At 41.7% G+C, this 21566-nt stretch carries 18 protein-coding genes and 1 pseudogene; 2 read left to right on the top strand and 17 right to left on the bottom strand.

The genetic code is table 11. The features are described 5' to 3' along the window. Positions 1-105 precede the first annotated feature (105 nt). The 4 genes from dnaI to speD form a co-directional block, all read right to left on the bottom strand. Positions 106-1044 (bottom strand): primosomal protein DnaI, encoded by a 939-nt coding sequence (dnaI, locus tag AC1DVK_RS01685; RefSeq protein ID WP_061464344.1) that lies wholly within the window; start codon positions 1042-1044, stop codon positions 106-108. Then, the gene (locus AC1DVK_RS01680) at positions 1031-2455 is read right to left on the bottom strand and encodes a replication initiation and membrane attachment family protein (RefSeq protein WP_477625713.1); all 1425 of its coding nucleotides are present in this window, start codon (positions 2453-2455) and stop codon (positions 1031-1033) included. The genes dnaI and AC1DVK_RS01680 overlap by 14 nt, the downstream gene beginning before the upstream one ends. 52 nt (positions 2456-2507) lie before the next feature. Continuing rightward, a complete protein-coding gene (nrdR, locus tag AC1DVK_RS01675; RefSeq protein ID WP_034309080.1) occupies positions 2508-2969 on the bottom strand; it encodes a transcriptional regulator NrdR in 462 nt (153 codons plus the stop codon). A gap of 268 nt (positions 2970-3237) precedes the next feature. After that, the gene (gene speD, locus AC1DVK_RS01670) at positions 3238-3618 is read right to left on the bottom strand and encodes an adenosylmethionine decarboxylase (RefSeq protein WP_034311443.1); all 381 of its coding nucleotides are present in this window, start codon (positions 3616-3618) and stop codon (positions 3238-3240) included. A gap of 536 nt (positions 3619-4154) precedes the next feature. On the opposite strand from speD, the pseudogene AC1DVK_RS01665 reads away from it, so the two are divergent. Continuing rightward, positions 4155-4386, top strand: a pseudogene (locus AC1DVK_RS01665) (IS5/IS1182 family transposase); the annotation flags it as partial. A 142-nt stretch (positions 4387-4528) separates the two neighbouring features. On the opposite strand, the gene AC1DVK_RS01660 reads toward AC1DVK_RS01665, so the two are convergent. The 13 genes from AC1DVK_RS01660 to AC1DVK_RS01600 form a co-directional block, all read right to left on the bottom strand. Further along, on the bottom strand, positions 4529-5566 hold the full coding sequence (locus AC1DVK_RS01660; protein ID WP_089361725.1) for a glyceraldehyde-3-phosphate dehydrogenase: 1038 nt from the start codon (positions 5564-5566) through the stop codon (positions 4529-4531). Between the two features lie 158 nt (positions 5567-5724). After that, positions 5725-6324: a dephospho-CoA kinase gene (coaE, locus tag AC1DVK_RS01655; RefSeq protein ID WP_477625712.1), complete on the bottom strand. Its 600-nt coding sequence runs from the start codon at positions 6322-6324 to the stop codon at positions 5725-5727. Positions 6325-6348: 24 nt separating this feature from the next. Next, positions 6349-6981, bottom strand: coding sequence for a sporulation membrane protein YtaF (gene ytaF, locus AC1DVK_RS01650; protein ID WP_089361726.1), 633 nt, complete (start codon positions 6979-6981; stop codon positions 6349-6351). 79 nt (positions 6982-7060) lie between these two features. Then, positions 7061-7891: a DNA-formamidopyrimidine glycosylase gene (mutM, locus tag AC1DVK_RS01645; protein ID WP_089361727.1), complete on the bottom strand. Its 831-nt coding sequence runs from the start codon at positions 7889-7891 to the stop codon at positions 7061-7063. A 19-nt stretch (positions 7892-7910) separates the two neighbouring features. Then, positions 7911-10535, bottom strand: coding sequence for a DNA polymerase I (gene polA / locus AC1DVK_RS01640; protein ID WP_477625711.1), 2625 nt, complete (start codon positions 10533-10535; stop codon positions 7911-7913). Between the two features lie 128 nt (positions 10536-10663). Next, the gene (hflC, locus tag AC1DVK_RS01635) at positions 10664-11596 is read right to left on the bottom strand and encodes a protease modulator HflC (RefSeq protein ID WP_061464352.1); all 933 of its coding nucleotides are present in this window, start codon (positions 11594-11596) and stop codon (positions 10664-10666) included. Then, the gene (hflK, locus tag AC1DVK_RS01630) at positions 11593-12627 is read right to left on the bottom strand and encodes an FtsH protease activity modulator HflK (RefSeq protein ID WP_089361777.1); all 1035 of its coding nucleotides are present in this window, start codon (positions 12625-12627) and stop codon (positions 11593-11595) included. The genes hflC and hflK overlap by 4 nt, the downstream gene beginning before the upstream one ends. Before the next feature lie 255 nt (positions 12628-12882). Beyond that, complete coding sequence (gene pnpS, locus AC1DVK_RS01625) at positions 12883-14661, bottom strand: two-component system histidine kinase PnpS (RefSeq protein WP_477625710.1); 1779 nt, start codon at positions 14659-14661, stop codon at positions 12883-12885. Then, complete coding sequence (locus tag AC1DVK_RS01620) at positions 14658-15377, bottom strand: response regulator transcription factor (protein ID WP_061464354.1); 720 nt, start codon at positions 15375-15377, stop codon at positions 14658-14660. The genes pnpS and AC1DVK_RS01620 overlap by 4 nt, the downstream gene beginning before the upstream one ends. 255 nt (positions 15378-15632) lie before the next feature. Continuing rightward, positions 15633-16568 carry a malate dehydrogenase gene (mdh, locus tag AC1DVK_RS01615; RefSeq protein WP_061464355.1) on the bottom strand — a complete coding sequence of 312 codons (936 nt, stop codon included), beginning with the start codon at positions 16566-16568 and terminating at the stop codon, positions 15633-15635. 123 nt (positions 16569-16691) lie between these two features. Then, positions 16692-18008: an NADP-dependent isocitrate dehydrogenase gene (gene icd / locus AC1DVK_RS01610; protein WP_286140741.1), complete on the bottom strand. Its 1317-nt coding sequence runs from the start codon at positions 18006-18008 to the stop codon at positions 16692-16694. Between the two features lie 93 nt (positions 18009-18101). Next, entirely contained in the window at positions 18102-19217 is a 1116-nt protein-coding gene (gene citZ / locus AC1DVK_RS01605) for a citrate synthase (protein ID WP_061464357.1), read from the bottom strand. Positions 19218-19758: 541 nt separating this feature from the next. Continuing rightward, positions 19759-20220, bottom strand: coding sequence for a DUF441 domain-containing protein (locus tag AC1DVK_RS01600; RefSeq protein WP_089361733.1), 462 nt, complete (start codon positions 20218-20220; stop codon positions 19759-19761). Positions 20221-20414: 194 nt separating this feature from the next. On the opposite strand from AC1DVK_RS01600, the gene ytvI reads away from it, so the two are divergent. Next, on the top strand, positions 20415-21542 hold the full coding sequence (ytvI, locus tag AC1DVK_RS01595; RefSeq protein ID WP_477625709.1) for a sporulation integral membrane protein YtvI: 1128 nt from the start codon (positions 20415-20417) through the stop codon (positions 21540-21542). The last annotated feature ends 24 nt before the right edge of the window (positions 21543-21566 follow it).

Genomic DNA, 21566 nt, shown 5'->3' with positions numbered 1-21566 from the left:
CCCCCTTGCTTCTTTTTTCATGTATATGGGGATGGGGACGTGTTTAGAAGTGGGATGGACCTTGTAAGAAGAAAAAAGTGACCTCCATTAAGAGACCACTTTTCTTCATCTTCTCCGATTCACGCCATCAAGCTTGACCGGCTCCGCTAAATATTGAATTCTTTCCAGTACCCTGGCCGCCTTCACTTCTTCCTTTTCACCACGCTGTGAAAAGGTCAGGTGATTCTCCAGGCCATTCATGTCAAAATTCGAAGTGAAAAACGTCGGAAGGTTTTCCAGCATTCTAAATTGCAAAATCGGGCCAAAAACCTCATCGCGTCCCCAGCTTGTCATGGACTCCGCTCCAATATCATCCAGCATGAGGATCGGTGCCGTTTTCACCATCTCAATTTTTTCATTGACCGTATTGTCACCTATCGAACCCTTAAGTTCCCTCAAGTAGTCAGGTACATAGACAATAAGGGAGGAAATTTGCCTTTCTGCAAGTTCATTGGCAATCGCACCTAATAAATACGTTTTCCCAACACCGAATTTACCATATATATATAAGCCTTTTTGCCTTTTGCCTGGTTCATACTCCATAATGAACGACATCGCTTTACTTAAAACACCTAAGCGTTTGTTTTGATCATCCGTTTGAGTGAAGTCGTCAATGGTCGCCTTTAAAATATCCTTCGGCACGTAAAGGCTGCGGATCAATTTTTCACGTTTCCGCTTTTCATCCTCTGCCAATTTCCGCGGGCAGATTTCATAATGCAGATTCAGGGCCTTCCCTTGAACGACCAATTTGGGATAATACCCCTGCATCATATTGATGCAGCCGTCCAAGCTTGGACATTTATCGCACTTATTGCTTTGTGAAGTGAACTCATAAAGCTTCCCCAAGTTTTTTTCGATCATGTCTTCCGTGACCGTCGAACTGTTGGCATTCAAAAATAACCGCACCTGTTCATCTTCAAAAATCTCTTGTTTCAGCTTTTCATAACGCTGTTGAAATTGGTTTGTATTGGCCAATTTATTCAGGGATCTATTAATCTTTTCCATCGTTCATTTCACCTCCTGCTTTCCACTGCTTCCATTTTTCCTGAAGCTCACGTTTCTGGGCATTCAATTCGGGCTGATCCGCATTCAGCTCTTGCTGTGCTTCTTCTTTTTTCTCAAGCCACTCCGGAACCACTTCTTCCCGTATCGTCTTTTTCCGGCCGCCCTTCGCAGCATTCCTGCTCCCTTGAGCCCAGTCCTGATATTTCCGGTGTTCATTTTTAGCTAGTTCCATCGCCTCGATGACGGTGGAGACCTTCAGCCGTGCCCAATGGCCTGCCAATTTTTCCACATAGCCCTTCGTGAACTTCATATCCGTTTTGAGCATGACATATTCAATCAAGACATTGACGACACCAGGATTCAGCTTTTGGTTGATCATCACGCCCTCCACCACTTTCAAATCACCGCTTGATGGCTCTGCACCGCCGGACAATTGCATCAGCCGCTCCCGTGGGGATATCGTCTCCAAATGCCGGATTAGCTCTTGTTCCTGTGTTTTCGGTTCTTCTTTTTGTGTCCGTTCACGAATCGGCTGCACTCGATTGACCAGGGAAGGCATGTCTGCCTGCCGTTCAATCTGATACCAGTCCCTTGCCGCCTTCCTGAGCATTTCCTCATCGATCTCATCATCCAATGAAACGGCATCCATTACTAGTTTTTGCATTTCAAGCGGATCAATGCCATATAAAAAAGCAAGTTTGGCAATCGTACTTTTAATTTTCGGAGTAAAGGCCTTTTTCGGTACGATCGAAGATTTCATCCCGGCTAATAAAAGTTCAAAATCGAATAAGTTGTCAAACCCCGAAGGCTCGACACCATCCGTCCGGTCGATATATTGCTGATCAGGAATGGGGTTCCATTCGTTTTTTGCTTCATCCGTTACATATAAAGAGTCCAAATGATCTGATGAGAATACCTCCGCAAAAGATTTAGTCACACCTTCATATTGATCCGTTAAGATATGATCATCACAAAAGAATCTCTTTAACCGGTTGAATTGTGCTTTACCGATCTTTTTGTATAAATAGATATTCAGCATTCCATCCGTGAAGAACTGTTGGGGGGAAAGCGGCGGATTTATCTCATAGATAAATTCCTTTGTCTCATTTTTCGATTTCTTATATACATTCAACAAACCGATTCCCTCAAGTAAAAGCCGGGCTTCGTAAATATCACCTAACTTAAGGCCGATTGTATTCATTAATTGATAATGTGAGGAGGTTTCCGACCATAGCCTGTTTTCCTCCAACTCACTCCATAACGTCATATATAGGCTAATACAGATAGGTCCAATAAGAGGTTGATAAAGTCGGGTAAGTATTTTCCGATCATAATCATGAAGCAGCCCCGCAGATGAGACCAAATATGAATCAGCTGGGAGCAATTCTTGCCAATGCATTGACATCTCCATTCAAACCTTTCAAAAGATGTAGTGAAAAAAGAGCCAAAGTAAATCTTCAGCTCTACTTTCTTTCTTTATTTATTAAATCTTTCAATTCATCGATAAAGACATTGATATCTTTAAATTGTCGATAGACGGATGCGAATCTAACATAGGCAACCTCATCGACTTCTGCCAGCTTGTCCATCACCATTTCGCCGACACTGTCGCTTTTCACTTCCGATATGCCCTGGTTGCGTAGTTCTTTTTCTACATAACTGGTAATTTGCTCTAGTTCTTTCAAGGGAACCGGACGTTTTTCGCAAGCCCTGATTAAGCCACGCAGGATTTTATCACGACTGAACTCTTCCCGTGTACCGCCTTTTTTCACTACAATGAGCGGTGTTTCCTCCACCTTTTCAAATGTCGTGAATCGAAAACCACATGCCTCACATTCACGGCGTCGTCGAATCGATTTACTTTCATCGACTGGCCTGGAATCGAGCACTCTTGTTCCGTTATATTGACATGATGGGCATTTCATCATTATCAGCTCCGTATTTTATGTAGGACTCCCCTATCTAAATGTTCCCCAAGGAATTACTTTTCTATCTTAATCTTATATTAAAAGGAACGGCCAGTACAAGTAAAAAGTGTAACTTCCAGCAGCAGGCACTTTTTATCACGCACTAGAAGCACCGTTATCAAAGTCTTTGTGCTCTGGGATACTTACCCTTATAAATTGAAGCAAGATCGGATTCATTGCATTAAAAAAGAGATGCACCCATGGCATCTCTGTGTATACGTGTTTTTTATAGGGCACTTATATTGGCTTTTTTCATTTGTACAGGACCTAATCCACGTGGTAATTCTATGTTCTCGCGTGTTTGCGCATTCAAAGCTTCTGCAATATAATCTGCCGCAATATTCGGATCCAAGTTACCGCATGTATAGACATCAATGCTGGCATAGCCGTGTTCAGGAAAACTGTGAATCGTTAAGTGTGATTCAGAAATGATGACAACCCCACTAACTCCTTGTGGAGCAAACTTGTGAAAGGCAACTTCTCGTACCTCTGCACCTGATTTTAAAGCAGCATCAACAAAAATCTTTTCAATCAAATCGATATTGTTCAGTTTCTCAAAGTCACAACCCCAAAGTTCAGAAATGACATGTCTACCCATAGTTTCCATAGTGTAAGCAGTTTCCATATTAAGCTTCCCCCTTACCATGATTAAAAAATAAGTCTGATAACTACCACGGGGGAAAGTTAGTCCAAAGAGGTCCTAACCCTTTAAGTAGCCATCATGCAAACCGCTTTTGAAGAAGTTCACGATTCATAGTATATATGGTTTAAATTTTTTTTGCAACTCCAAATTGAATTTTTGGATAGATAAACTTTTTATGTAATAAAGATATGGGGGAGGTCCGAATGTGGGGCAAATTCTGTTTTCGTGTGTTTATTCAGCGCCATAAGGCAGCCAGAAATTGATGATCAATGAATTAAAAATAGTCTGCTAAAAAAATTCAGCAGATAGACAAACTCGATAATAATTGAGTTTGTCTACTGTTTTTTATGTTTTTAATATTTGGCCGTTTATTGGAACGTGGGGCACTCGCGGTCCGCCATTGCGCCTGTGGGGTCTCCCTTTGACGCGCTTTCCCCGAAAGGAGCCTCGAACACCCGCTCCAATCACTTTGTTTTAAGATAGAATCCTTTAGTCTATTTAAGGCAGAGAACAAGGGGATTAAGGACAGTTCAACTAATCCTGAAGAGTAGCTACTATGTGAAAGATGAACGAACAAAACAAGTTTGCCTATTCGTTTCATGCAGCATCGAACTTCAATGCATTTGTGTTGGGGACGATACGCATGATCGTCATATCTTAGAGCCTCTGGTTGAACCAGTGATTCCAGAAAGTTGGAAAACCAGGAGTGTTTCCGCAGATGCAAAGGAAAAGCACGGTATGCGCTGGGTCACTATTCTCTCTAACTGCTTCAAATCCAATAAAAAATCAAAAAGGTTTCGGAATGTGGCCACTCCGAAACCTTTTTGTCTACAAACTGGGCCCGCTAAAAAATTTAGCAGGCTCGATTTTTTCATTATTTTACTGATAATTCAACTTCGGAAGTTTTTTTCAACTCGGATGCAACTAATTTTACAAGGTCCACTACCCGGTTGGAGTAACCCCACTCATTATCATACCAAGCCAGGACTTTAACTTTCCTGTCACCAATCATCATCGTTGTCAAACCATCGATGATGGCAGAGTGAGGATTAGTTTTGAAATCACTGGAAACCAAAGGTTCCATCGTGAATTCCATGATCCCTTTAAGTTCATTTTCTGAAGCGTCGATGAACGCTTGATTCACTTCATCAATCGTGACATCACAGTTTAAATCCACAACAAGGTCGACTAGGGACACGTTAGGTGTCGGTACGCGTATCGCCATTCCGTGAAGCTTGCCTTTTAATTGAGGCAACACCAATGAGATCGCTTTTGCAGCTCCTGTCGTCGTAGGAATGATGCTTTCCGCAGCGGCACGAGCACGTCTTAAGTCTTTGTGCGGGTTATCGATATTATTTTGATCATTTGTATAAGAATGTATCGTTGTCATTAAACCATTATTAATGCCGAATTTTTCATCAAGCACTTTTGCAACCGGTCCAAGACAGTTAGTTGTACAAGATGCATTGGATATGACATAATGCTTGTCAATTTCCAGAACTTCCTGATTGACGCCCATGACAATGGTAACGTCTTCATTTTTACCTGGTGCTGATAAAATCACCCTTTTTGCCCCTGCTTCTAAATGAAGAGCCGCTTTAGAACGATCATTGAATTTTCCAGTAGCTTCAATTACAATATCTATGTTCATCTCTTTCCAAGGCAATAGCTTTGGATCGCGGTTATTTATCAATTGTACTCGGCGGCCATTCACTACAAGTGAATCATCTTCCGCTATAATGATACCGTCGAATTTACCATGTATCGTATCATACTTTAGTAAGTGTGCTAAAGTTTCAGCAGGATAGCTTGCATTAATGGCAACAATGTCCAAACTCTCATCTAATATGGCCTTTCGGAAAACCATTCTTCCAATTCTCCCAAATCCGTTAATTGCTATTCTTGAATTCATTGTTCGGACCCTCCTGAAAATATTAATGTTATACTTATTACCTCTCACATGTAATTAGTATAACATAATTCAATGGAATTGTGCTAATAAAAATGCGGATTGTTTTATTTTTTCAACACAAAAGGAAGAAACCCGAAGATTTCTTCCTTTTATCACAACTATATGACATGCCATTCGCTAAGCAGGGCCTTCACCTGCTTCTTCGTTTCCTTAATGTCCCCATTATTATCGATGACGGCATCCGCTAAAGCCTTTTTATCAGCCAAGGGCATCTGAGAATGGATCCTGGCAAGCGCATCCTTCTCCGATAGACCATTCCTGTTCATTAAACGTTCCAATTGAACTTGTTCATCGACATATATCAAAAGCGTCTTTTCCACCATGAATGTCAGCTTACTTTCAAATAAGAGCGGAATATCCATGAATACCGTTTCTTCCCCTGCAGCGAGTGCCTCTTCCGTTTTGAGGCGCATCCAATTCCTGACGGCAGGGTGAACGATGCCATTCAATAGCAATCTCTTTTCCTGATCATGAAATATTATCGACCCAAGCTTTACGCGATCTATATTCCCATCCGCCAATAAGATATCTTCTCCAAACGCCTCCACAACTTGATGATAGGCGTCTTCACCTGGCTCAACGACAGCACGGGAAACCAGATCTGCATCTACAATCGTGAATCCGAGTTCCTGTAAATAGAGGCTGACACTGCTTTTCCCGCTGGCGATGCCTCCAGTGATTCCGATGATTTGTCCCATATGCTCCCCCTTTTAAACCATGTATCATAACTTGAATAAGCCGATTATAATTAAAAGTACACCTGGAAGAAAGGTTAAATGCTGGATAACTTTATTATTCGAAAGCAATTTCCCGCTTTGCAGTCCGCTCCAAATGAAAATTGAACTCATAACAGCGATGCATACTGCGAGGATAATCGGTGAAATCCCGATCATGGCTGCTCCGACTCCAGCCCCGAACGCATCCAGTGAAAGTGCAAACCCCAAAACAAGCGCTTCAACCCCCGTAATCGTACCTGATTTATCAAAATCGGCATTCAATGGTTTTTGTAAAATATTAATGGCTACCCCAAGTGATTTAATTTCAAAATTAAAGATGATTTTTTCATGATATCTATCATCTTTCAAATCTTTGTCAGGCCTAAAGTATTGATATACCATCCAGGCACCAAGAAAGATGAGGATGATGCCCCCGGTTTTTTCAGCCGCCCCGATAGATATGAGCTGACTGATGAATTGACCGATGACCATCGCTATGCCTAAACTCAAAGCAGAACAAAATGAAATGACCGCTATTGACTTTAAGGGGATTTTCATCTTCCGCATACCGAAAGTCAAACCTACGCCAAATCCGTCAATACTAACTGCAAAAGCAAGAAAAATAATTTGTAGCCACATCGGAATATTACTCCTTCCCTTCTCGTTGCTACCCTAGTATATGGTAGGAGCCCATCCGATGTGTTTTAAAAAACATTAGTTAAATAAGCGGCTGGCACAACGGGCAAATATGTGTGCCGCGTCCTGCAACAACCAGCTTTTCAAGTGGCGTGCCGCATGTTTTGCATTCCTCGCCCTTTCGTCCATAGACATTCAGTTCCAACTGAAACATGCCGATTTGCCCTTGAGAGTTGAGGTATGAACGAATCGTACTCCCACCCTTTTCCACCGCTTCACCCAATGTTGCAATGATTTCCGCATGCAACTTTTTGATTTCCTGCAAGGATAGTGAAGAAGCTATTCTCTCCGGATGGATACCGGAACGGAATAATGACTCGTCCACATATATATTCCCAATTCCAACGACAACCGTTTGATCAAGGAGAACCGGCTTGATTTTCCTGTTGGTTTTGGCCAATTTCGCACTTAGCCCCTCGACAGTAAAATCTTCAGATAACGGTTCAGGCCCTAAATGCAGCAGCGGCAACTGCTCAAACTCTTCTCCTTTGGCAAATAGGTGCATCGTTCCGAATTTCCGGACATCCCTGTACCGAAGCTCACTGCCATCCGTGAAAGTGAAGATCACATGTGTATGCTTATCGTATGGCTCTTCTTTTGGATGCACCCCGTATTTCCCCTCCATCCTTAAATGCGAAACCATCGAATAATCATCCAAGGTGAAAATGAGGAACTTGCCCCGACGGCCTATACTCTGAATCGTTTGCCCTCTTAAAGCATCCTGAAACTGTTCGACAGGCTCAGGCGCTTTAATGATCTTTGGCCAGAAGACGGACACTTCCTTAATCTCTTTTCCAAGTACGAGCTGCTCTAACGTTCTTTTGACTGTTTCCACTTCTGGAAGTTCTGGCATTACAATCACCTATCTTTTATTATTTGGCATCAAACCATGTTGGCCCGAAAGCATAATCCACTTTAAGGGGCACGTTCAATTCAATGGCATTTTCCATTTCCTCCGGAACGATCACCTTAAGGATTTCGAGTTCCTCGGGAGGCGTTTCAAAAATCAATTCATCATGCACCTGAAGAAGCATTCTCGTTTTAAGCCCTTCACTTTTCAGGCGCTTATTCATATTTATCATCGCAAGCTTGATGATATCCGCGGCACTGCCTTGAATCGGTGTGTTCATCGCTGTCCGTTCGGCAAAGCTCCTAATGTTGAAATTCCTGCTTGTAATCTCAGGTATATAGCGCCTTCTTTGCAGCAAAGTCGTGCTATACCCTTTTTGACGTGCCTCATGTATACTTTCTTCCATATATTCCTGAACACCAGGAAAGCTCCTTAAATACTTCTCGATGAACTCTCCAGCATCTTTTCTCGTGATGCCAAGACTTTGCGATAGCCCGTAGTCACTTATACCATAAACGATTCCGAAGTTGACGGCTTTTGCTTGGCGCCTCATGTTCGACGTGACTTCCTCCGCCTTTACATGGAACACATCCATCGCTGTCCTTGTATGGATGTCCATCCCGGCTTGGAATGCTTCCACCAATCCGCTGTCATTGGCGATATGCGCAAGCACGCGTAACTCGATTTGCGAATAATCCGCAGCAAAAATGATCCAATCCTTTTCGGAAGGAATGAAGGCCTGCCTGATTTTCCTGCCTTCTTCCAGTCTGATAGGGATGTTCTGCAGGTTGGGATCTGTAGAACTTAATCGGCCGGTTTGGGTCAATGCTTGGTTGAACCGGGTGTGCACCTTGTCCGTTTTAGCATTGACCACTTTGAGCAAACCTTCAATATATGTGGATTGCAACTTACCAAGCTGGCGATACAGTAATATTTCCTTAACGATATCATGCTGGCTCTCCAGTTTTTCCAGCACATCGGCTGAAGTGGAATAACCTGTTTTGGTTTTCTTCATGACCGGAAGCTCTAACTTTTCAAAAAGGATGGCCCCAAGCTGTTTAGGTGAATTGATATTGAAAGCCTCTCCAGCCAAATCAAAAATTCGTGCTTCAATGGTTCTTAAGCGAATGGCTAATTCCTGCCCCATGTTTTTCAGCCGGCCTATATCCACCTTGATGCCCTGCCATTCCATATTAGCCAGGATGATCGACAAAGGCAGCTCCAGTTCCGTTAACAGATGATATTGCTCGAACTCTTCCAGTTTATTGATCATCGGTTCTTTAAGAGAAAGGATTGCCTTCGATTTTCTGGCGATATGCTCGCTCAATTCAGCTTGCCCAGGAATCTTGCGTTTTGCACCTTTTCCATAAAAAACATCATCTGTCTCAAGACGGATTGTACCTTGTGTTTTCGTGATTTCGGCCACTTCATCCACTGACTCTGCCGGATCTAGGATATAGGATGCCAAAAACACATCAAAATCGATGCCTTTTATTTCGACGCCTCTATGACGGAGTGCAACAACCGTACGCTTCGCATCGAAAACCGTTTTCTTTTTTGTTTCATCCTCTGCCCAAGTTTTAAATGCCGCGGAACTCAGAGCATCATCTCCATGGAAGTAAAAATGACCTTGTTCATTACTGATGGCTATCCCTATAATATCTGCACGATGATAATTATCTTCTAAAGTTTCAACATATAAAGCACTTTCATCTGCAAACATTCCTTCTGTCATTTCACCCGTGTGAACCTCTATCTTTTCCTGTTCAAGCGGTACACTTTCCGTTACATCCAATTTATCGAGCAAAGTCGAAAAGCCTAGCTCTTTATAGAATGAGATGACTCGTTCCTGATCCATGCCGCTGTACTCAGTCTCGTTTACAGAAACTTCAAGCGGCGCTTCCCTCGTTATTGTTGCCAGCTCTTTACTTAATAGAGCCAGGTCTTTATGTTCCTCTATTTTCTCTTTCAATTTTTGTCCGCTTACCTCATCAATCGACTGCAGGAGGTTTTCCACCGTTTCAAATTGATGCAATAACTTAAGGGCGGTTTTTTCACCAACACCCGGTATGCCGGGAATATTGTCGGAGGCATCTCCCATCAGCCCTTTTAAATCAATGATCTGAAAGGGGGATAGACCGTATTTTTCATGTATATGCTTTGGAGTGTATTCCTCAATTTCTGTAATCCCCTTTTTCGTAATGGAAACCGTCGTACTAGGGGAGGATAATTGTGTTAAATCCTTATCACCGGAAATGACCTTCACCTCAAAACCATCTTTTTCAGCTTGTAAAGACAGCGTCCCGATAATATCATCGGCTTCATAGTTCTCCAGTTCATACCTTTTTATTTGAAAACAATCAAGCAGCTCACGAATGAAAGGAAATTGCTCAGATAATTCAGGCGGCGTTTTTTGGCGACCTCCTTTATATTCTTTAAATGACGCGTGTCTGAATGTCGTTTTACCCGCATCGAATGCAACAAGTATGTGCGTTGGTTTTTCTTCTTCAAGAATGCGGTTGAGCATCATGGTGAATCCGTAAACGGAATTCGTATGTACCCCTTTATCATTATTCAAGAGCGGAAGTGCAAAAAACGCACGGTATGCAATGCTATTTCCATCTATGAGTACTAACTTTTTATCCAATTCCGTCTTCCTCCAGTCATACAGGTTTATGCAGTTTTAGCTTCTATTTAAAAACGCAAAAAGCCGTTCATTTTCTTTCTCTATTCTACCATGAGTAGAAGCGGAAAGAAAAATGACGGCAACGGCGATTATTTAGTATTTCCCATTAACAAGCTGGCATATGGGGAATCCGACGGCAGAACGATGACCGTTTGATCTCCAATCGTTTTTTTGTAGGAGTCAAGAGTCCGGTATAGTTTATAGAATTCGGGATCTTTGGAAAACGACTTATTATAGATTATCGCTGCTTCCCCTTCTCCTTCAGCCCTGATAACTTCTGCATCAGCTTCTGCAGTCGAGAGCAATTCTTTCACTTTACGATCAGTATCCGCAATGATACGATTTTTCTTCGCATCACCTTTGGATAGGTACTCTTGCGCTTTCGATTCCCGCTCTGAAATCATCCTCTTGAAGACGGATGCTTCATTTTCGGCTGGCAGGTCAGTCCGCTTTATTCGGACATCCGTCAGGCTGATGCCATAACTGTCCTTTTGCAGCAGTTCGTTGACTTTTTCTGTTATGCGGTCGTTTAAACTTCCCCTGGATGACTTCTCATCATTGATGATTTCATCATAATTCAGCTGGCCAAGCTCTGAACGAACTGCCGAATAGATGAACTCTTCCATTTTCGTTTCGGCATTCTGTAGCGTCCTTGCATTTGTAATCAATTTCTTCGGATCTTCTATTCTCCATACTGCATAGTTGTCGATCAGCATCCGCTTTTTATCTTTCGTATTGATTTCCGCCTCGGATACATCAGAACTCATCTGATACTTCGGCAAGGTCATGACGCTCTGGATGAATGGCACTTTTACCTTCAAACCCGGGGTTTTGTCAATTCTTACCACTTCACCGAATTGACGGACGACTTTATATTCGCCCTCTTTGACGATATATACATTGGTGAAGATGATTAGCAGCAACGCGAATAAAATAATGAGGAAAATGCCAATTTTCACGTAGCCTCTCCAATGAAAATCACCTTTTTTCAACTCAGAGAAATCTATTATTTTTCCACTCATTGTTTAGCGCCCCCTTCCCCCGCCGCTTTTTCTTCCATTGCATTCCCTTTTTCCGTTTCTCCTTCTGGAGCAGTGGATTCATCAGGTGCAGGCGTTTTTTTCGTTTCCTCTTTTTCAAGCGGGCGAAGCGGCAAGTACTTCATTGTGTTTCCATCATCATTCATGATATAAAGCTCCGCATTCGGCAATACTTCTTCAAGGGTCTCAATAACAAGACGGTCCTTCGTAATCCCCTTATTGCCCTTATACTCACTTAGTAATTTTTCAAAGACCGCTACATCCCCACGGGCAGCTTCCGTACGGGCAGCTTTATCCCCATTGGCCTGTGATATGATGGCGTCTTTTTCCCCTTCCGCTTCATTCATCCGTTTATTTTCATATTTATCCGCTTCGTTTATTTTCGTATTGGCCGTTTCCCTGGCATCCGTTACATTGGTAAATGCCTTCCGGACTTCTTCATTCGGTAACTCCACATCCTGGAGTTTAACCGCAGATATCGAAATTCCGACATCATATTTCTCCATTAGCTGTGACAGCAATCCCCATACATCCGCTTCAATTTGCGCTTTACCGGATGTAAGTGCATCATCTATTTTCGTGCTGCCGATAATGCTCCGTAAGGCAGCTGAAGTCGTATCATATAATATTTTCTCTGGATCATCTGCATTGTATAGATATTTTGGAGGGTCTGTGATTTTCCACTGAACCACTAGGTCGGCTAGCACAATATTTTCATCACCCGTAATCATCTTGGTCTCACTCGGGTAATCCTTCACCTCTCCATCCTCTTCCTTATATCCAAACTTAAGGCTGAATGTTTCTTTCGATAATTTTTCAACCGATTGAATCGGCCAAGGCAGCTTAAAGTGAAGTCCTGGTTCTGTTATCGTCTGCTCCACCTTACCAAACGTCATTATGACAGCTTGATCGGATTCATCAACCGTGTACCAGGTCGATATCGCAACTACACCCAAAATTAAAATTAGAAAGACAAGTCCTATGATCGTATATATCCTTTTTAAGCTAACGATATGTATCACCCCTTCTTTGCCGTTATATCTTATTTACGCAAGAAAGGGCCTAAAGTTTCATGAAAATCAAATATTTTCCTAAGAAAATAGGATAGAGGAATGGTTCCCGGGGAATAAGACAAAATTAAAAGACAGAGACTATGGGTCTCTGTCAATGTTTAACTCCTTGGATGAGGGGTTGTACAAACATTGTACCCCTGCATTATGAAGTCCGTTTTAAGAAATTGTAAAGGACATGTAAATTCACGAAACCCGCTACATCTTTCCTTTTAAGCTTTTATTTAAAGTGACTGTAAAAGTCGTCCCGGTTCCAGGTGTGCTTTCCACGTTGATTTTACCTTTATGGACTTCTATTATATGCTTGACGATTGCCAGTCCAATGCCAGTTCCTCCTGAATCGCGGCTCCTTGCCTTATCGATCCGGTAAAACCGTTCAAAGATCCTCGGCAGTTCTTTTTCTTCGATGCCGATCCCGCTATCTTGAACTGCAATATCAACCGTCTGTTCATTCTCCATGATATTCACGGTGACCCTCCCGCCATTTGGGGTATAGGTCAATGCGTTCGTTATCAAATTAATGAAAACCTGTTTGATCCTATCAGATTCCCCTTCAATGAAAACAGGTTCCTGTGATGCTTTAATTTCAAGCGATACTTCTTTTTCCTTCAGCTTCCCAATAAGCATCTCTTGTATTTCACCAAGGACTTTCGTAATATCCACGACACCTGCTTTCAAAACGAATTCCTGCTGCTCCATTTTTGATAAATTCAGAAGCTCCTGAATGAGCTCTTGCAGCCGATCACTTTCTTTCAAGATAATCGTTAAAAAGTGCTTTGAGGTCTTTTCGTCTTTTAAAGCCCCATCTAACAATGTTTCTGAAAACCCTTTAATAGAAGTGATCGGGGTTCTCAATTCATGGGACACATTAGCCACGAAATCCTTCCGCATTTGCTCGAGCCTTTTCAATTCGGTGATATCATGGAAAATGAGGAGGATCCCCTTCCATTCATCATGATTCCCGATAATGGGAGCCCCGTAAATCTCAAAATGCTTACGTTCTATTGCAAGTGGTATCCTCACCTGGCGTTTTATCGTTTTTTCCGTCCGAAAGATCTCTTCGATTATGGCAATCACTTCCTGATCTTTAATGACCGAGTAATATTCCTGAAACAAAAAAGTAGCGGAGTTTACATGGAAGCTTTTCTTGAATTCCCGGTTGATTAAGGTGGTATACCCTTTACTGTCTATGAGCAAGACACCACTACCGATATTTTCAACAAGTGCTTCCAAACGATCCTGATTCATTTCCCTCGCTATTTCAGTTTCCTGAAGATTCCTCGCCAATATGTTCAAGGAAGTTGTCAGCATTCCGGTTTCATCAGTTTGCCTCCCGAATGTCCGAGTTCCATAATTGCCTTTTGCCAGTTCGATGGCTGCCATAGTGGCCTCCTCGATCGGACGGATATAATATGAAGTGATTTTACTCGCGAGCATGAGAATGATGATCAAGGCAACCCCTAAGCAAATGATCAATATTTGCCACATTTGTTTATTCACTTGATCGATGGCCTCTATTTCATTGCTATGGACGACAAAACCTTCAATCTCGCCATCCTTTTCGACCGTCTTCCAATAAAAATGGAGGTCCGACTCCCCTTCAACCACCTCAAACCCTTCCCCATACTTAAGCCCTTTTTCCAAAGTTATTTTGCGAAGGACCTTGGCATGGCTTTTAAGTATTTCACTTGATGATGTCGAATCGTATAATATTTCCCCACTCGCAGAGAGAATCGTTAAGTTCGAATCTAAAAGGGGTGTCAGTTTTGCCGTCTCCCCTTCTTCCAAAAAGGACGCGATCCCCCCATGCTCTTGAATATATGTAGAAATGAAGAATGTTTCGTTCTGTATGCGCTCATTGAACGTTGTAATATAATAACTTTTGAACAAATGCCCCAATAAAAAGCCCACGGCCATCAGGACGACCATCACCAGCGTGATGAGGGTATATAAGAGCTTTTTACGGTAGGTCGTCATTCTTTTTTAGGCTCCTCAAGCTTATACCCCAAGCCCCTTATCGTTTTGATATATAGAGGTTTTTTTGTATCCTTCTCTATTTTTTCACGAAGATGGCTAATATGCACATCGACGATTCGGGAATCTCCCGCGAAATCATAATTCCATACCGCACTGAGCAGTTGGTCCCTAGTCAATACTCGCCCTTTATTCTTCGCCAAGTATAAAAGTAATTCAAATTCTTTTGGAGTTAATTCTAATTGCTGTTCATCAAAGAATGCTTCGTATCGATCCGGGAATACTTTCAATTCCCCTAATTTCAAGAGACCATCTTCCTGATCATTACCTGACTCACTGCCGTTCGATTGAAACTGTGATCTCCTTAATATGGCTTTAATCCGTGCTACTACCTCCCGCGGACTAAATGGTTTGGTTAAATAATCATCCGCTCCAAGTTCAAGTCCCAGAACTTTGTCAAATTCATCGTCCTTAGCAGTCAGCATCAAGATCGGTATATTGATTTTTTGCTGGCGAAGCTGTTTACATACTTCAAGCCCATCCATTTTAGGCAGCATCAAATCCAATACCACTAAATCGGGGCGTATGTCCACAGCAGCCTGCAGTCCTTGTTCTCCATCCAAAGCCGTGATCACCGAATAGCCTGCTTGTTCTAAATTGTACTGAAGTAAGGTAACTATTGATTGTTCATCATCCACTACGAGAATTTTCTTTGACATTAGATCCCCCTGAATTATGTATTACCCCATAGACCAAATTCTCAGTCTACTCATCCAATTCCATTATAAAGAATATTATATGAAATTTACACATAAAAAAAACGTATTGAAAGTTATTCCTACCTTAAGCAGGGGCTTATCGTCCCCGGATTTGTTCCAAAGCGGATAAAAAGACTGCCCGGAGATGGAAGATGGCCTCGGCCTTCCCTTCCAATATTCCAGGCAGTCTGATCAAGAGATAGTTTTCACCATCTCTTATTGAAGAACTTGCATTACCGCTTTAACTGATTCAACTGATTTTGAAAGTGCCGCTTTTTCGCCTTCAGTCAATTCAAGCTCGATGATTTGTTCAATGCCGTTTGCACCTAGTACAGTTGGCACACCAAGGTAGATTCCTTCGAATCCGTATTCGCCTTCAAGATAAGCGATGGATGGAAGAACGCGACGTTGGTCTTTAAGGATTGCTTCAGCCATTTCCACAAGGGATGCAGCCGGTGCATAATATGCGCTTCCGTTTCCAAGAAGGTTTACGATTTCTCCGCCGCCTGTACGAGTACGAGCCACGATTGCTTCTAAACGATCTTGGGGGATCAGTGTCTCCAAAGGAATTCCGCCAGCATAAGAGTAACGGACCAGAGGGACCATATCGTCACCGTGTCCGCCAAGCACGAAACCAGTTACATCTTTAACGGATAAGTTTAATTCTTGGGCTACGAAAGTGCGGAAACGAGCTGTATCAAGAACACCCGATTGTCCGATAACGCGTTCTTTAGGGAAACCTGATTCTTTGTAAACAGTGTAAGTCATTGCATCTACAGGGTTAGTCAAAACGATGATTGTTGTATTAGGGGAATATTTAACCACTTCTTTAGTTACTGATTTCATAACTTTTTGGTTAGTTTGAACTAAGTCGTCACGGCTCATGCCGGGCTTACGGGCAATTCCAGCAGTGATGATCACTACGTCGGAATCAGCTGTTTCTGAATAGTTGGATGTACCGATGATGTTAGCGTCGAAACCAAGAACAGGTCCTGCTTCCGCCATATCAAGAGCTTTACCTTTTGTAGGGTTTTCAGCTTGCGGAATATCAACTAAAACGATATCACCAAGTTCTTTTTGAGCTGCTAGGAATGCTGCTGTAGCACCAGTGAAACCGGCACCTACTACTGTGATTTTTTTACGCTTAGACATGTTAATTCCTCCTTAAAATATGTGAATATTTTGGAATGCTTTTAACATTTTCATGCACATATATATATAAAGCTCCCTGGAAAAGAAGCCCATTAAGGTACTTTTCCAGAAAGCATTTATAAATTATTTAAGGTTTTTGATAAGCTCGTCAGCGAACTCAGAACATTTAACTTCTGTTGCGCCTTCCATTAGGCGGGCAAAATCGTATGTAACGACTTTAGAAGCGATTGTTTGTTCCACTGATTTTGTGATGCTGTCTGCAGCTTCGTTCCATCCAAGGTGTTCAAGTAAAAGAACGCCTGAAAGAAGTACTGAAGATGGGTTAACTTTATCAAGACCAGCATATTTAGGAGCCGTTCCGTGAGTTGCTTCGAAAATGGCATGTCCAGTTTCGTAGTTGATGTTTGCTCCTGGAGCGATACCGATTCCGCCAACTTGTGCAGCTAATGCATCAGAAATGTAATCTCCGTTCAAGTTCATTGTTGCAACAACATCAAACTCTTTAGGACGAGTCAGGATTTGTTGTAAGAAGATATCAGCAATGGAATCTTTAACGATGATTTTGCCTTCAGCTTCAGCAGCAGATTGTGCTTTGTTAGCAGCTTCAGTGCCTTCAGCATCTTTAATTTTGTCATATTGGTTCCATGTGAACACTTTATCGGCGAATTCTTGTTCTGCAACTTCATAACCCCAAGTTTTAAATGCGCCTTCCGTGAATTTCATGATGTTACCTTTATGAACAAGCGTTAATGATTTACGGCCTTCTTTGATCGCATAGTTAAGTGCAGAGCGAACAAGACGTTTTGTTCCTTCTTCAGAAATCGGTTTAATTCCGATACCTGAAGTTTCAGGGAAACGAATGTTTGTAACACCGAATTCATTTTGTAGGAATTCGATTAATTTCTTAGCTTCGTCAGAACCTTTTGCATATTCGATACCAGCATAGATGTCTTCAGTGTTTTCACGGAAGATGACCATGTCAGTGTCTTCCGGACGTTTAACTGGTGAAGGCACACCATCAAAGTAACGTACTGGACGAAGACAAACGAATAAGTCCAATACTTGACGCAATGCAACGTTCAATGAGCGGATACCGCCACCGATTGGAGTTGTAAGAGGTCCTTTAATAGCGATTAGATATTCGTTAATGACATCAAGAGTTTCTTGTGGAAGCCATTCGCCTGTTTGGTCAAATGCTTTTTGTCCAGCTAAAACTTCTTTCCATTCGATTTTCTTTTCGCCGTTGTAAGCTTTTTCAACTGCTGCGTCTAAAACGCGAGAAGCTGCTGCCCAGATATCAGGACCGATTCCGTCTCCCTCAATATAAGGAACGATTGGATTGTTTGGTACGTTAAGAGCACCGTTAGTAACTGTGATTTTTTGGCTTTGTGTCATGTCTCTTACCTCCGATTCAAATTCAAAGGTTAGATGGCCGGCCATTAAACGAGGCAGGACCACTAACCCTTTTTACTCACATCTATTAATTTACTACAAAATCGATGAAATAAAAAATAATTTTTGAAAAACTTTTAATTAGCGTTCTTCAATCGGTACATATTTTTGCATACCTGGTCCAACATACTCTGCACGCGGACGGATCAGGCGGTTGTTTGAATATTGCTCAAGGATATGAGCGATCCAGCCTGAAGCACGGCTTACTGCAAAGATTGGTGTAAATAGGTCATGCTCGATACCTAAACTATGGTAAACGGAAGCAGAATAGAAATCCACGTTTGGCGGAAGATTTTTTTGACCAGTTACGATTTCATTAATTTTAATGGACATATCATAATATTGCGGTTGTCCAGTAAGTTCAGTAAGTTTTTGGGACATTTCTTTAAGGTGTTTAGCACGTGGATCACCTTTACGGTAAACACGGTGGCCAAAGCCCATGATTTTTTCTTTATTGGCTAATTTTTCGTTGATATATGGCTCAACGTTATCAACTGAACCAATTTCAGTAAGCATTTTCATGACTTGTTCGTTAGCTCCGCCGTGAAGTGGGCCTTTTAAAGCGCCGATGGCAGAAGTTACGCCAGAATAGATATCGGATAATGTAGCCACACAAACGCGTGCAGTGAATGTGGAAGCGTTCAATTCATGGTCAGCATGAAGGACCAATGCTTTGTTGAATGCCTCTTCTTCGATTGCCGTTGGTTCATTACCACTTAACATATATAAGAAGTTAGCAGCAAAGCTTAAATCTGTACGTGGTGCAACCGCTTCTTTTCCTTGACGGATGCGAGCGAAAGTTGTTACCAATGTAGGGATTTTTGCTTGGATGCGGATTGCTTTACGATAGTTAGCGTCTTCATTCATTACATCCGCTTCTTCATCATAAAGACCAAGAAGAGATACAGCTGTGCGAAGAGCTCCCATTGGATGTACTTTATCAATCGGGTATGTTTTGAAATGATTAACCACTTCTGCTGGAATTGCAGCATTTTCAGCAAGTTGTTTAGTTAATTCCTTTAGTTGGCTTTTGTTTGGAAGAGCTCCGTGCCATAAAAGATAGATTACTTCTTCGAATGTTGCATTTACAGCCAAATCGTCGATGTCATAACCTGAATACGTTAATGTGTCATCGATAATGGAGCTTACTGATGAAGTTGTTGCTACCACACCTTCAAGACCTTTTGTTGCTGTCATACTAAATCTCTCCTTTTCCTATATATTCCCCTATACCCTTGCTCATTGCGTATAAATATAGCGCTTCCAAGGAAATTAGCTATTCTGAATACAACCATCTATTTTTTAGCAGAAGACATACATCTTGTATTGAAGCGTTCACGGAATATGCCCCCAACAATAGTAAAATGTACGATAATCTTTTATACGAAATCCTAAAAATAATGCTTGTAGCTATTCCTAGTGAGCGCTTGCTCAATAACTACATCTTTTTTTAAGGTTCCTCAAAAATATCAATGATATTCTGAATCCCATTTTTAATAAAACAGAGCAGTTACATGATTATTATAAACAATAAACACTTTTTTGGGAATGAAAAGCACTTAAAATGTGAAAAAATTATTATTTCATTAGAAAAATTAGCAACATATTCACCTGCTTTTTTTTATGCAATCCAACACGTTTTTTTTGAAAATTTGTCACAAAGCAGAAGAAATGAAACATTAGATAGAAAATTCCCATTCCCAATGTTGACGAGCTCTTTCATCCTCCGCCACTCGCTTTATTTAAAAAAATTAAAGATCTGCATGCATAAATAAGCAATTCCTGCCCCGATTAACGGACCGACAGCTACACCTTTGAATAATGCGACAGCAAGAATCGTCCCAAAAACAAGAGCCGCAGTAATATGCGGATCATGTGACAGGAGTGTAATCCCATTTTTCGCTATAAGTGCAACCGCTATTCCGGATGCAAGCGCAATCCAGGCATAAGGGGATTTAATGGCGTCCCCAAGTTCCTTGAAACCAATCGCCCCATTCGCTATTGGGATGAGTACGGAAATCGTGATGATAGTAACGCCCAAGTTGATTCCTTTCGCTTCTAAATATGGAAACACTTTAGCGTCAAGGCCAATCAGTTTCATGCTCAAAAGAAAACCCGCAGCCATGATCAGTGACATATTTTTCCCAAACCAACCGATTGCTGCAAGTAAAATTAAAAATACGACAGGACCGTTGATCATTCTCCCTTCACCTTCTTTCTTCTTTTTTGTTATTTTAACATAACAAACTCCTCTCTTTCTTTAGAGGAGACCGATTTATGGGGCTATGTATTTTAACGGGAAAAAGTTAAGCAGAATGACGAAAGAATCTTTCCTTTCTTTTCCATCATCGTTACAATTATAATACAAACTTTATGATAGAAGGAGGATATGTCTTGAATCCAGTATATATGTATCGTTTCATTCGTTCTTTACTGGTCGTCGGAGGAATAATTTTAGGTGGAATTGCCTTGTTTTATTTATCTAAGTATACATATCCATTCATTATTGCCATGATAATCGCTTTCTTGATGAACCCCCTGGTCACTTTTTTCGAAAAGAAAGGAAGACTGCCAAGGGGATTGGCTGTATTCATTTCCCTTTTGCTCATTTTCCTTTTATTTGCGGGTCTAATCACCTTACTCGTCACCGAGATCATTTCAGGGACCAATTACCTTGCCGGAGTCATACCACAACACATTGAAACGATCGTGAACTTTATAGAAACATACATCACTTCAACCGTCATCCCTTTATATAATCAAATAGCTGCCATGTTCAATAATTTGGATATCGAACAGCAAGACACAGTCCTCAAGAATATCCAAAATATCGGTGAATCCATCACTACCGGAGTAAGCGGCTTCATTCAAGCGTTCTTGAAGAACATTCCCACAATTATCGGATGGTTTCCAACTACGGCAACAGCACTCCTTTTTACCCTACTGGGCACTTTCTTCATCAGTAAAGATTGGGATACCTTTGGCCTTGTGACAGGAAAAGTGTTGCCTGATAAGATTTTTTCGGGTGCCAAGCGTTTATTCAGGGACTTAAAACGGGCTTTATTTGGTTTTATCCGTGCACAATTCACTCTTGTTTCATTGACGACTGTCACGATTTTAATCGGCTTTCTCATCTTAAGGGTGAATTATTCAATTACCATTGCCCTGATATGCGGACTGGTCGATATCATTCCCTATTTAGGGACAGGGACGATTTTCATTCCTTGGATCATCTTTGAATTCATTGCCGGAAATACAAGTCTTGCAATCGGTTTGTCCGTCCTGTACATAATCGTTGTTGTCCAGCGCCAGTTAATAGAGCCAAAAGTTCTTTCTTCCAGTATTGGTTTGGATCCGCTCGCCACTCTCATCGCCTTGTTCATCGGCTTCAAATTGATCGGTTTCCTTGGGCTGATTGCAGGACCTGTCGTACTTGTCATATTCAATACACTTCAGCGTGCCAATGTCTTTAAGGCCATATGGTCTTTCATCATCGGGCAAGATACAAAGAGAACCACATAAAGTAATCCAGCTTATCTTTATATC

The organism is Peribacillus sp. P4_B1, assembly GCF_056402395.1.
The sequence above is the reverse complement of the archived record's forward strand: the minus strand, read 5'-3'. Positions and strand labels throughout refer to the sequence as shown.

Bases quoted from the DNA above. Each gene is read 5' to 3' on its own strand.
- icd (WP_286140741.1), bottom strand. From the start codon at position 18,008: ATGGCCGGCCATCTAACCTTTGAATTTGAATCGGAGGTAAGAGACATG.
- AC1DVK_RS01620 (WP_061464354.1), bottom strand. From the start codon at position 15,377: ATGTCAAAGAAAATTCTCGTAGTGGATGATGAACAATCAATAGTTACC.
- nrdR (WP_034309080.1), bottom strand. From the start codon at position 2,969: ATGAAATGCCCATCATGTCAATATAACGGAACAAGAGTGCTCGATTCC.
- mutM (WP_089361727.1), bottom strand. From the start codon at position 7,891: ATGCCAGAACTTCCAGAAGTGGAAACAGTCAAAAGAACGTTAGAGCAG.
- pnpS (WP_477625710.1), bottom strand. From the start codon at position 14,661: ATGACGACCTACCGTAAAAAGCTCTTATATACCCTCATCACGCTGGTG.
- AC1DVK_RS01660 (WP_089361725.1), bottom strand. From the start codon at position 5,566: ATGAATTCAAGAATAGCAATTAACGGATTTGGGAGAATTGGAAGAATG.
- speD (WP_034311443.1), bottom strand. From the start codon at position 3,618: ATGGAAACTATGGGTAGACATGTCATTTCTGAACTTTGGGGTTGTGAC.
- hflC (WP_061464352.1), bottom strand. From the start codon at position 11,596: ATGAGTGGAAAAATAATAGATTTCTCTGAGTTGAAAAAAGGTGATTTT.
- AC1DVK_RS01680 (WP_477625713.1), bottom strand. From the start codon at position 2,455: ATGGAGATGTCAATGCATTGGCAAGAATTGCTCCCAGCTGATTCATAT.
- citZ (WP_061464357.1), bottom strand. From the start codon at position 19,217: ATGACAGCAACAAAAGGTCTTGAAGGTGTGGTAGCAACAACTTCATCA.
- mdh (WP_061464355.1), bottom strand. From the start codon at position 16,568: ATGTCTAAGCGTAAAAAAATCACAGTAGTAGGTGCCGGTTTCACTGGT.
- coaE (WP_477625712.1), bottom strand. From the start codon at position 6,324: ATGGGACAAATCATCGGAATCACTGGAGGCATCGCCAGCGGGAAAAGC.
- AC1DVK_RS01600 (WP_089361733.1), bottom strand. From the start codon at position 20,220: ATGATCAACGGTCCTGTCGTATTTTTAATTTTACTTGCAGCAATCGGT.
- dnaI (WP_061464344.1), bottom strand. From the start codon at position 1,044: ATGGAAAAGATTAATAGATCCCTGAATAAATTGGCCAATACAAACCAA.
- ytaF (WP_089361726.1), bottom strand. From the start codon at position 6,981: ATGTGGCTACAAATTATTTTTCTTGCTTTTGCAGTTAGTATTGACGGA.